The sequence below is a fragment of the Parapedobacter lycopersici genome, from assembly GCF_040395035.1.
GTDB lineage: Bacteria > Bacteroidota > Bacteroidia > Sphingobacteriales > Sphingobacteriaceae > Parapedobacter > Parapedobacter lycopersici_A.
This window is the reverse complement of record NZ_JBEBRB010000023.1, coordinates 1-12423: the sequence shown is the minus strand read 5'-3', so window position 1 is coordinate 12423 and position 12423 is coordinate 1. Positions and strand designations below refer to the sequence as shown.

The 12423-nt window shown below is 47.9% G+C and carries 10 protein-coding genes; 7 read left to right on the top strand and 3 right to left on the bottom strand.

The window, feature by feature from the left end; all coding sequences use genetic code 11:
* Positions 1–25: 25 nt before the first annotated feature.
* The gene (locus ABWO75_RS06900; RefSeq protein WP_353183927.1) at positions 26–649 is read right to left on the bottom strand and encodes a SprT-like domain-containing protein; all 624 of its coding nucleotides are present in this window, start codon (positions 647–649) and stop codon (positions 26–28) included.
* 87 nt (positions 650–736) lie between these two features.
* Between ABWO75_RS06900 and porD the strand changes: the two genes are divergently transcribed.
* The 3 genes from porD to ABWO75_RS06885 all read left to right on the top strand — a co-directional run bounded on the left by porD (position 737) and on the right by ABWO75_RS06885 (position 4299).
* Positions 737–1660 (top strand): type IX secretion system protein PorD, encoded by a 924-nt coding sequence (gene porD / locus ABWO75_RS06895; protein ID WP_502922395.1) that lies wholly within the window; start codon positions 737–739, stop codon positions 1658–1660.
* A 34-nt stretch (positions 1661–1694) separates the two neighbouring features.
* A complete protein-coding gene (gene recN, locus ABWO75_RS06890; RefSeq protein WP_353183923.1) occupies positions 1695–3362 on the top strand; it encodes a DNA repair protein RecN in 1668 nt (555 codons plus the stop codon).
* Positions 3363–3483: 121 nt separating this feature from the next.
* On the top strand, positions 3484–4299 hold the full coding sequence (locus ABWO75_RS06885; protein WP_353183921.1) for an enoyl-ACP reductase FabI: 816 nt from the start codon (positions 3484–3486) through the stop codon (positions 4297–4299).
* A 49-nt stretch (positions 4300–4348) separates the two neighbouring features.
* On the opposite strand, the gene ABWO75_RS06880 is transcribed toward ABWO75_RS06885, so the two are convergent.
* Positions 4349–4774, bottom strand: coding sequence for a hypothetical protein (locus ABWO75_RS06880; RefSeq protein ID WP_353183919.1), 426 nt, complete (start codon positions 4772–4774; stop codon positions 4349–4351).
* A 163-nt stretch (positions 4775–4937) separates the two neighbouring features.
* Positions 4938–7481: an ATP-dependent Clp protease ATP-binding subunit gene (locus ABWO75_RS06875; RefSeq protein WP_353183917.1), complete on the bottom strand. Its 2544-nt coding sequence runs from the start codon at positions 7479–7481 to the stop codon at positions 4938–4940.
* A 278-nt stretch (positions 7482–7759) separates the two neighbouring features.
* On the opposite strand from ABWO75_RS06875, the gene ettA reads away from it, so the two are divergent.
* The 4 genes from ettA (at position 7760) to ABWO75_RS06855 (ending at position 12342) form a co-directional block, all read left to right on the top strand.
* A complete protein-coding gene (gene ettA / locus ABWO75_RS06870; RefSeq protein ID WP_353183915.1) occupies positions 7760–9439 on the top strand; it encodes an energy-dependent translational throttle protein EttA in 1680 nt (559 codons plus the stop codon).
* Positions 9440–10636 (top strand): PAS domain-containing sensor histidine kinase, encoded by a 1197-nt coding sequence (locus ABWO75_RS06865; RefSeq protein ID WP_353183913.1) that lies wholly within the window; start codon positions 9440–9442, stop codon positions 10634–10636.
* A 5-nt stretch (positions 10637–10641) separates the two neighbouring features.
* Positions 10642–11709, top strand: a complete 1068-nt coding sequence (locus tag ABWO75_RS06860; protein WP_353183911.1) for a response regulator — start codon at positions 10642–10644, stop codon at positions 11707–11709.
* A gap of 162 nt (positions 11710–11871) precedes the next feature.
* Positions 11872–12342, top strand: coding sequence for a Rossmann-fold NAD(P)-binding domain-containing protein (locus ABWO75_RS06855; protein WP_353183909.1), 471 nt, complete (start codon positions 11872–11874; stop codon positions 12340–12342).
* Positions 12343–12423 lie beyond the last annotated feature (81 nt).

Below are 12423 nucleotides of genomic sequence, written 5' to 3'. Positions count from 1 at the left end.
GCCGGACCCTATGTGTCTTCGCGCCTTATTCCTCCTTACCGCCCAACATGCGGACTTCGGCTATCGGCTGAAATAAATACGACCGCAATGTTTTTACCTCAATGCACCGGTAGCGTTTCCTCAGCCGTTCCTTCTTTTGGAAAACGCGCCCCCCTTGTATCGAGAAAAGTGCGTTGTCGGGAAGTTGATCAAGCGTCTGGAACCGGTTGTCTGCATCGTCATATTCCCGCAGTTGCCTGAACAGGTGCTCGTCTGCACAGCTGGAGGCCGCCGGATTATCCATATAGGCGGTGAGCGCGGCGAGGATGTCCGCCGGAAATACTGCTGCCTGCAGAAAAGGCTGCATGAGCAATCTGAAGTTTGCTTTCCACTCGGGTCCATGTGGTTTCACTAGGTTCCTGTAAGTATTCCACGTTTTCAGGTGGGCAAATTCGTGTACGGTGGTGATCAGAAAGGAGTAAGGGTTGAGGCTTTGATTCACCGATATGCGGTGCCCGTGCTTGCCATAAGGCGGACGGTAATCGCCAAATTTGGATACACGGTTGCGGCTGACCCGGAAGTGACACGCATTGTCGTTAATCCATTGAGAGATTACCGGCGCTGCCATCGGGGGCAGGTATTTGCTTAGTGCGCTACTGTAGTCCGGCATGGATGCAAACTTAAGATAAAAGAGGCAATTATTTATCGCACCGCTGGGGTTATGCCTTTTTTATTTCATTATCCCTATCTTTGAACAATGAACCGACTGTTGCATATAGAGGCAAAACGACTTGTTTTGCTTATCACTTTTATCGGAGTTACGTGTGCCGCAATGGCTCAGGATCTCAATGCGCGGGTGCAAATTCTTTCTCCTCAGGTACAGAATACCAACAAGCGGATGCTGGACGTGCTGGAAAAGGCGATCTCGGACTTCCTGAACAACCGGACGTGGAGCACTAACGAGGTTGGGCCCCAGGAGCGGATTGACTGTAGTCTCGTCCTCACGATTACGGCTTGGGATGGCTCATCTAATTTCACTGCACAGGCGCAGATTATATCCACCCGGCCGGTTTACAATACCACTTACAACAGTCCGGTGTTGAGCATATCCGACGATAATTTTAATTTCAGCTACACCGAGGGACAGTTAATGGATTATTCCGATCAGCAGTTCATGGGAAATCTTACCTCATTGCTGGCTTATTATGCGTATGTTATTGTGGGGCTGGATGCAGACACGTTCGCCCTCAATGGGGGCACCCCTTTCTATGCGGCCGCACAGAACATTGTGAATTATGCGCAGAATACAGGGTTCAATGGCTGGCGTTCCATGGAAGGAACAAATAACCGGTTTTGGCTAGTCAACAATCTGCAGGACCGCCGGTATCAGCCTATCCGTGATTTCCTATATCGCTTTTACCTGGATGGATTGGATAAAATGGCCGACAACACACAGGAAGCCCGCAAAGCCGTGTTCAACCTGTTGCCATTGCTGCAAAAGGTAGACCGCCTGGCCCAGGGTGCCGTGTTCAATCAGGTCTTTTTTACCGCGAAGTCAGACGAGTTAGTGGGAGTGTGCAGTGGTTTAGCCCCGCAGGAGCGGATGCAAGCCTACAATATTTTGGCAGCGGTTGATCCCGCCAATACGAGTAAGTATGAAAATTTACGTAATAGTAGATAGCGGTACCGTTCATTGACCAAACCCTGAGAAGACTATGCTCAATCGCCTGTCCATTAGTAATTATGCTCTGATCAATTCACTGGATATCCGTTTCGATAGCGGATTAAATATTGTCACCGGCGAGACAGGGGCTGGCAAGTCCATTATTTTGGGTGCATTGTCGCTGATTCTCGGGCAGCGGGCGGAGCGCCAGTATTTTTTCAATGAAGACCGGAAGTGCGTCATCGAAGGCGTTTTTGATCTTTCCGGCTATACGTTGCAGGACTTTTTCGTAGCGGAGGATCTTGATTACGATCCGGAAACTATTATCCGCCGTGAAATCAACAGCGACGGAAAATCGCGCGCATTTGTAAACGATACGCCGGTAACATTGCAGGTGCTTAAAGCACTTGCCGAGAAATTAATTGATATCCATTCGCAGCATGCCACACTCCAGCTTAATACACCGGCATTTCAATTACTGGTGTTGGATAGCGTAGCCCAAAATCAGGCCTTGCGACAGCAATATACGCATCAATTCCATGTGCACCGAAAGGCATGGGCGCGGTTGGAGGCATTACGGGAGGCCACGCAACAGGCAAATGCAGAAGCTGACTACCATCAATTTCTTTATGATGAACTGGAGGCCGCCCGGTTAGAAGCCGACGAGCAGGAGCGACTGGAGCAGGAGCAACGCCAATTGGAGCATGCCGAAGAGATCAAACGCGGACTGATCAATGCATTATATGCGCTTCGTGACCAGGAAATCAACGCGCTCGGCCTGCTCCGGGAAACACAGCAGCAGCTTCAGCAGGCCGAACGTTACCTGCCGGCACTTGGTGAACAGGCCGCGCGACTGCAAAGCAGCCTGATTGATTTGAAAGACCTGGGTGAGGAACTCAGCCGGACGGAACAGGAAGTCCTGTTGGATGAAGGCCGCCTGACCGAAGTTAACGAACGGCTCAGTCAGCTATATGCGTTGCAGCAGAAACATCACGTATCCAGCGTGACCGAGTTGATTACGTTAAGGGAGACGTTACACGGACAGTTGCATGCGCGGTCTGCCGACGAGGCAGAAATACATCGGTTAACGGATGAAGTGGCCGGACTTAAAGCAGCGTTGCTGAAACGCGCAGCAGAGCTCAGTGAGGCAAGGAAGGGAGCGATTCCGATGGTGGAGAAGACGGTAAGCGAAATCCTGCATACGGTAGGCATGCCCAACGGCGTATTACGTATTGTCCTGCAGCCGTTAGGAACGGAAGCAATGAAAGAAAGCGGGGGCGATGACATCCAATTTTTGTTCACATCGAACAAAGGGCAGGATCCGCAACCGGTAGGTAAAGTGGCTTCCGGTGGTGAACTTTCAAGGCTGATGCTGGCTGTCAAATCGTTAGTAGCACAGACATCGGCGCTGCCTACCATTGTGTTCGATGAAATTGATACCGGTATCTCCGGTGAAGTGGCCCTCCGGGTTGGAGAGATCATGGAGCGCTTGGGCGGCGATATGCAGGTGATAGCGATTACTCATTTGCCCCAGATTGCTGCCAGGGGGCGGTCACACTTTAAAGTGTATAAGGCTGAATCCTCAGGCAAGACGGTTACGGGTATGATGCCCTTGCAACCCGCTGATAGGGTACTTGAAATTGCCCAGATGCTGAGCGGCGCTGAACCGGGAGAAGCGGCCATGCAGCATGCGGCGGCGTTATTGAATAACCAGGCTTAAACCTGCTGGAACGTTAATGCTATTTTTCAAAAAAGCGGAAACAGCACTACAATAAAAAAAAAACAGTATTTTTACCCGCTTCAATCAGCAATAGCGATACAGTAATTTAAAACCATTGCATATGTCCCATAACCTATTGAAAGGAAAGAAAGGAATTATTTTTGGCGCACTGGATGATAAATCCATCGCGTGGAAGACGGCTCAGCGCTGTGTGCAGGAAGGCGCCGAAATTGTATTAACCAACGCTCCGGTGGCGTTGCGGATGGGAACGATTAAACAACTGGCGGAGGAGTGCAATAACGCACCGGTTATTCCGGCCGATGTAACCAGCACCGAAGATATTGAGAACTTGTTTGATCAGACGTTAGCACATTTTGGCGGAGGGGTCGACTTTATCCTCCATTCGGTGGGCATGAGCATTAACGTACGCAAAGGCATCCATTATACCGAAAACAACTATGATTTCATGCATAAGGCATTCGATATCTCTGCGATCAGCCTGCACCGGATACTGGCCACAGCTATGAAAAAAGATGCCATTAATGAATGGGGCTCGGTTGTGGCGTTGACCTACATTGCCGCACAGCGCGTATTCCCGGACTATAACGACATGGCAGATGCTAAGGCATTACTTGAAAGCATTACACGGAATTTCGGATACCAGTATGGCGTTAAAAAGCATGTTCGGATAAACACCATCAGCCAGTCGCCCACGCAGACAACTGCTGGGTCAGGCGTAAAAGGTTTTGGTGATTTTATATCTTACGCGGAGAAAATGTCACCGTTGGGAAATGCTTCGGCCGACCAATGCGCGGATTACACCGTAACCCTGTTTTCGGATTTGACGAAAATGGTTACCATGCAGAATCTCTTTCACGATGGTGGCTTTTCCTTTACCGGCGTCAGTGAAGCCGTGCTTGGGGGAGCGGAAAGATAAACACATAACAGCACAATAAAAAAGCCGGCTTTTGCCGGCTTTTTTATTGTTATAACTCACCTGCGAAATCCGCGTCGGAAAGGATTACTTTTACGACAGCATTTTCCGGTAAGGGAACCTCAATTTCAGAATCCGCGAGAGGATCCTCGGCATAGATGGTTACGTTTCCAACGGTATAATTTACTGAGTACGCCACCCCATTGAATGTTGTCGGCAGGATATCATAGCTTGCTTCATCATCAAAACTGATGGCCACGCTTACGCTGCCTTCCAGCAAATAATAGTCAGTCAGGGCAGGGATGGCCTTGTCATAATACACCTGATAGGTAACGCCATTATCCCATTGCCATTGATTCTGTACAATGGTGTATACATATGAACGATTCGATGTGTTTTCGACTAGCTCGGTTTTGGTACAGGATGATAATGCGACGGCGGTTGTTGCGCCGATCAATAAAAGTAAAAGCCTTTTCATACGGAATATGTTATGTGTCTACATTACGTCACTTGTTGTATACAAAGCTGACGCATTTTATGTTGGTGAATATAACACAATAATTGCACCAATGTTTTACGCATAAAATAAAAAGGCGTCCCGATTTAATCGGGACGCCTTTTACCGACCGTGATATTTCGGTTTAATCGTCTTTTTTCTCTTCAGCCAGATCCGAGGGTTTACTGTCGTCTCCGGCCTGAATATGAACCACAATCTCCTCTTTGTCTTTGTCGTAGTCAATTTCCAGCATACTGCCTTCTGTGACTTCGCCTTTGAGAATTTCCTCTGCAATGGGATCTTCGAGGTATTTCTGAATCGCCCGCTTCAACGGACGGGCACCAAAATTACTGTCGAAACCTTTTTCGGCAATGAATTCCTTCGCTGCGTCCAGGAGGTTGATGTGATAGCCTAAGCCTTCGATGCGGACAAACAGCGACTTCAGTTCGATATCGATAATTTTAAAGATGTGTTCCTTATCCAGGGAATTGAACACAATAACATCATCGATCCGGTTGAGGAACTCCGGTGCAAATGCCCGTTTTAAGGCGTTTTCAATCACACTGCGTGAATGCGTTTCCGCCTGTTCGGCTTTGGCAGCGGTGGTAAATCCGACTCCCTGACCGAAATCTTTCAGTTGCCGTGCGCCGATGTTGGATGTCATGATCAGAATCGTATTCCTGAAATCCACCTTGCGGCCCAGACTGTCCGTTAACTGGCCTTCGTCCAGCACCTGCAATAATAGGTTAAAGACGTCGGGGTGCGCTTTCTCAATCTCATCCAGCAGTACGACCGAATAAGGTTTGCGGCGTACCTTCTCAGTGAGTTGTCCGCCTTCCTCATATCCTACATATCCCGGAGGCGCGCCAACTAAACGTGATATGGCAAATTTTTCCATATACTCACTCATGTCAATCTGGATGAGTGAATCCTCGCTGTCAAACATAAACCGGGCGAGTTCTTTCGCCAGCTCCGTTTTACCCACGCCTGTTGGTCCAAGGAAAATGAATGACCCAATAGGCTTTTTAGGATCTTTTAAACCGGCACGTGTCCGATGGATGGCTTTCACGAGTTTTTTAACTGCTTCGTCCTGTCCGATAATACGGCCTTTCATCGAGTCAGCCATGCCAAGCAGTTTCTGGCTGTCGGACTGCCCTACCCGTTGCACGGGTATGCCGGTCATCATCGATACCACTTCAGCTACATTATCTTCGGTAACCGTATACCGCTTGGTTTTTGTTTCGGCTTCCCATGCTGTTTTTTCCTGTTCAAGCTCTTCCAGCAGTTTCTTTTCGGTATCGCGCAATTTGGCCGCTTCCTCATATTTTTGACTGCGGACCACTTTGTTTTTCTCTACTTTGATCTCTTCGATCTTCTGCTCAATATCAATGATGCTCTGCGGAACATGAATATTCGTAAGGTGTACCCGGGAGCCCGCTTCATCTAACGCATCAATGGCCTTATCAGGCAGGAAACGATCGGTAATATACCGGGTTGTCAATGTCACGCAGGCTTCAATGGCTTCAGGCGTATAGTTCACATTGTGGTGTTCCTCATACTTTTCCTTGATGCGGTTGAGGATTTCTACCGTTTCATCATGTGAGGCAGGCTCAATCATTACTTTTTGGAACCGGCGATCCAATGCACCGTCCTTCTCGATGTATTGGCGGTACTCATCGAGTGTCGTCGCGCCGATACATTGGATTTCACCGCGTGCCAGGGCGGGCTTAAACATGTTGGAAGCATCCAATGACCCCGATGCGCCCCCGGCTCCGACGATGGTATGGATTTCGTCGATAAAGAGAATGACGTCCGGTGATTTTTCCAGTTCGTTCATCACGGCTTTCATCCGTTCCTCAAATTGTCCACGGTACTTCGTGCCAGCTACCAACGATGCCAGGTCAAGCGTAACAACCCGCTTGTTGAACAACACGCGTGAAACTTTCCGCTGCACGATCCGTAGGGCCAGCCCTTCGGCGATTGCGGATTTACCCACACCGGGCTCACCAATTAAGATGGGGTTGTTTTTCTTCCGGCGCGAAAGGATCTGTGAAACCCGTTCGATTTCTTTTTCCCGGCCCACGATAGGATCCAGGCGGCCATCTTCGGCAGCCTTGGTCAAATCGCGCCCGAAATTATCCAGTACCGGCGTCTTTGATTTAATGTCCGAGACTTTCTTGGGTTGGTTAAAGTGATCTTCTTCCTTAAAATCATCATCACCTGCTGTGGAGCCGGACGCCTGGTCGGTAATTCCGGCTTTATTCTGTTCTACATCGGCCTTGAATACGTCGTAGTTGATGTTGAATTGCTGCAGGATCTGGGAGGCGATATTATCCTCGTCGCGAAGAATTGAAAGAAGCAAATGCTCCGTTCCGATAATATCGCTCTTGAATATTTTGGCCTCCAGGTAGGTGATTTTTAATACCTTTTCTGCCTGTTTCGTCAGTGGCATATTGCCTATTGGTGCACGGGACATAGCGGAGCCCTTTACGGCGTCTTCTATAGACTTGCGTAATTCAACGGTGTCAATGCCGGCGCCTTTCAAAATCTTGATGGCCATACCATCTCCTTCACGAATCAGGCCAAGCAGCAGGTGCTCTGTGCCAATATAATCATGCTTCAGTCTGATGGCTTCTTCCCTGCTGTAAGAAATCACATCCTTTACACGAGGCGAAAATTTTGCTTCCATGAATGTCGTACCTTTCTTTTATTGCATAAGGATGCGATAAATGTATAAAAATTATCGCGTGTGTCCTTAATTATTTATGTAACATTTATCAACAATTGCGCCATACGGACGGTGCTAACATTTTGTCAGTAGATGCTATTGAAACTATTACACCATTCTGACGATTCTTTCGTTAAAGTCAGCTAAACCGATGGGAATGACGGAAGTTGCTTTCGGACCGATCTTTTGTACAATGATAGCAACAAATTAGCTAAGTTTGCAGTTCTTGGAATTAAACTATGGCTGACGAAAAAATAATATTTTCCATGGCTGGGGTCAATAAAATATACCCGCCACAGAAACAAGTTCTAAAAAATATTTACCTCTCTTTTTTCTACGGAGCGAAGATCGGTGTCATCGGGCTCAACGGCTCCGGAAAGTCATCTTTACTGAAAATTATCGCGGGTTTGGACAAGTCCTACCAGGGCGAAGTTGTGTTTTCTCCGGGATATTCGGTAGGTTATCTTGCGCAGGAACCCGAACTGAACCCTGAAAAAACAGTACTGGAGATTGTGGAGGAAGGGGTATCCGAAATTACGGCGATTCTTAAAGAATATGAGGAAATCAACGAGCGTTTCGGCTTGCCGGAAGTATACGAAAATGCCGATGAGATGGATAAATTACTATCGAGGCAGGGTGAGCTGCAGGATAAAATAGATGCAGTAGGCGCCTGGGAAATCGAAAGCAAGCTGGAACGGGCAATGGACGCGTTACGCTGCCCGGCTCCTGAACGAAAAGTGGCCACTTTGTCAGGAGGCGAGCGCCGGAGGGTGGCATTATGTCGTTTACTGCTGCAGGAACCCGATGTGTTGCTGCTAGACGAGCCGACGAACCACCTGGATGCCGAATCCATCGACTGGCTGGAGCAGCACCTGCAACAATACAAAGGCACTGTTATCGCGGTTACACACGACCGGTATTTCCTGGATAATGTGGCTGGGTGGATACTGGAGCTCGACCGTGGCGAAGGCATTCCCTGGAAAGGGAATTATTCTTCCTGGCTCGACCAGAAGGCAAAACGGCTTGCCCAGGAAGAGAAAGCAGAAAGCAAGCGGCAGAAAACGTTGGAACGCGAGCTGGAATGGGTGCGGATGGCGCCAAAGGCCCGCCATGCCAAATCAAAAGCACGGCTACATAATTACGAGAAACTTGCTTCGGAGGAAACCAAAGAAAGGGAAGAGAAACTGGAGCTGTTTATCCCTCCCGGGCCACGTTTAGGTAATGTGGTTATTGAGGCACAACAGGTGAGTAAAGCATATGGAGATAAGGTGCTATTTGAAAACCTTAGTTTTTCGTTACCCCCCGCCGGTATTGTGGGTATCATCGGTCCAAACGGTGCAGGCAAGACCACTCTGTTCCGGTTAATTACCGGTCAGGAACAACCCGACGGTGGTACTTTCCGTGTGGGCGAAACCGTGGCATTAGGTTATGTGGATCAGCTGCACGATGACCTGGATCCGCAGCAGACGGTGTGGGAAAATATTACCGGTGGCAATGAAAATATCCAACTGGGCAACCGTGCGGTAAATTCGCGTGCTTATGTATCCAAGTTTAATTTTAATGGAGCAGATCAGCAAAAGAAAGTGCAGGTACTTTCAGGGGGCGAACGCAATAGGGTACACCTCGCTATTACATTAAAAAAAGGGGCCAACGTACTCTTACTGGACGAACCCACCAATGATATTGATGTGAATACGCTGCGTGCTCTGGAAGAAGGGTTGGAGAATTTCGGCGGCTGCGCGGTGGTAATTTCACACGACCGCTGGTTCCTCGACCGGATTTGTACACATATACTGGCATTTGAAGGCGACTCACAGGTTTACTTCTATGAAGGAAACTATACTGAGTATGAAGAAAACCGGAAAAAACGCCTGGGTGATGTTGCGCCTACGCGGATTAAGTATAAAAAACTGGCCTAAGTGGATACCGGGAGACTACTGAAAGCGATCATTGATAATGCCATTGATGGCATCATCACTATTGACCTGCATGGCATTGTTGAGTCGATCAATCCGGCAGCGTCACACCTTTTCGGTTATGAGGCTTATGAAGTAATCGGCCACAACGTATCCATGCTGATGCCCGAACCGGACCATAGCAATCATGATCAATACCTCCGCAATTACCTGGAAACCGGTGTAAAGAAAATTATCGGTATCGGAAGGGAAGTCAGGGGCAGGCGGAAAGATGGAAGTACATTTCCTTTTAGGCTGGCGGTCAGTGAAGTACATTATGAGGACAAGACTGCCTTCACCGGATTTGTACACGATTTATCGAAAGAAAAGGAGGCTGAGGAAAAACTGCTCCATTATACCGAAGAGTTGGAAAATAAGGTAAGTGAACGGACCAAGGACCTGATCCGGCTTGTTTCGCAGCTGGAGAAAGCCAAATCCGAAGTAAGTCTTTCCCTGGCTAAGGAAAAGGAACTTAATCAGCTCAAATCGCGGTTTGTTTCCATGGCGTCGCACGAATTCCGTACCCCGTTGAGTTCGGTATTACTGTCTGCATCGCTCATTGAGAAATACGTGGAAAAACCAGATGTTGCAAACGTGCTGAAACATACCGGACGCATCAAAGGGTCCGTGCAATTGCTCACCAGCATATTGAATGATTTTCTGTCACTTGAACGGCTTGAAGCCGGAAAGGTTGCGGTGAATAAGGAAAAACTCAACCTGGTTCAGCTCGCCGAAGAGATTACCGAAGAAATGCAGCTTATATGCAAGTCTAACCAACATATCGTATATCAGCACACTGGGGCCGTTGGTGAATTTGCGCTGGATGCCAACCTGATAAAAAATTGTATTATTAACCTGGTATCCAATGCAATCAAGTATTCCGGAGAGAATACTTTTATCGAGTTTAACACGGAAATCACTGCCGAATACTGCACCATTACGGTGAAGGACAACGGCATCGGAATTCCAGAAGAAGACCAAAAGAACCTGTTCGAACCATTCTTCCGGGCCAATAATACGGGTAACATCCCGGGTACTGGGTTAGGGCTCAATATCGTTAAGCGGTATGTCGCCCTGATGGATGGGCAGGTACATTGCCAGAGTGCCCTGCATCGCGGGACGGTCATTACGCTGAGTTTTAAAAACCTGAACCTGAATTAACTGCCATGTCCAGTCTGCCAATCACCGTATTGATCATTGAGGATAACGACGATATCCGTGAAGGTACCCGGGAAATCCTTGAGCTTACCGGCTATAAGGTATATACGGCCTGTAATGGGAAAGCGGGTGTGGACGAAGCACTGAGCAGGCTGCCCGATATCATCCTATGTGATATCATGATGCCTGAGTTAGACGGGTTCGGTGTGTTGCACATGCTCGGAAAACATAAAGAAACGGCCCTGATACCCTTTATTTTTCTGACGGCAAAATCGGAACGGGCTGATATGCGGCGGGCCATGGAAATGGGAGCTGATGACTACCTGACCAAGCCGTTTGATGAGGTTGAATTACTTAATGCAATTGAAACCCGGCTGAAAAAACGCAAAAAGCTTGGCGAAATAGCGGACGTAAGTAAAAAGGGACTTTACCTGAGCGATGATAAGCAGGATCTGCTATTGGATGAACTGGTCCGCAATGCACGGGTGAAAACCTACCGGAAGAAACAGCTTATTTATCAGGAAGAAGATCCCCCACTTTATATCTATTATATAAAACGGGGTAAAGTACGCAACTTTCTGTATTACCTGGATGGCCGCGAACTTTCTACCGAGATTCACATCCAACATGCTTTTTTCGGATATGAGTCGCTGCTGCTGCAACAGCAGTATAATGACAATGCCGAAACGCTCGAAGAATCGGAATTGGCCCTGATCGACAAAGAGAATTTTTTGGAGCTGGTTTACCGCAAGCCCGCAATTGCAGGAAAGTTCATTAAATTGCTGTCAGGTAATATCCGTGATAAGGAAGAGCAATTACTGGGCTTTGCTTACCATTCCGTACGCAAACGGGTAGCCAATGCGCTGATTACCGTAGCGGAGAAGACAATTGATGCACCGGAACAGGACGAATGTACCATCCGCATCTCCAGAGACGACCTTGCCGCCCTGGCAGGTACCGCAAATGAAACGATCAGCCGGATGCTGGCCGATTTTAAAGATGAACGGCTGATCGTTAAAGAAGGTAATGCGATCCGGATATATTCCATCCATAAACTGCGGCACATTAAGCAATAATACCCAATTCCTGCAACCTGTCTCCGGCAGAATGTAACTAAAATCATATTTTTTACTGATGCTTTTCACCCGATACCGTCGGGTGGCAATGTAGCTTTGTGACCATATACTCATAAAACGGCTTTACCATGTGCATGTAGTGAAGTCCAAACCGAGCGTACAATGAAAGCAATTGCATATAATATCAAACTACAGGAAAAGGAAGCGTTAGCCCGTGCCAATGCTAAAAAGCACGACTTAACGCTGATTTCCAATGAGCTAAATGCCAACACGGTGGTTTATGCCCGGGGAAAAAATGTTGTTATTGTTTCCACGTACGACATTCTTGACCAGGAGATGCTCTGGCAGCTGAAAAGCATGGGAGTTAACAAGATCATCACCCGTTCAAATATTACTACCCATATTGATTTGAAAACGGCTACTGCAATGGCATTTAAAATTGCCAATATCCCACGGGAAGACATGCTAAGTATAAAGGGTATTGCAGAACAAATCATCCGTCACCTAAGCTTATGGGAGAGTGGGAAATGTGTAGGCACGGCATGCTGCTGCCAGAAAGTCTGTGCCCTAAAACCAACTAAGGAAACGGAACAAACTGATACACAGTTAACGGCCAATCGAACGGTGCGGTGATGGGGCGGGACTTTAACGAACTGGTTCAGAAATATAATGTAGCGGCTCCGCGCTACACCAGTTACCCGACGGTTCCTTACT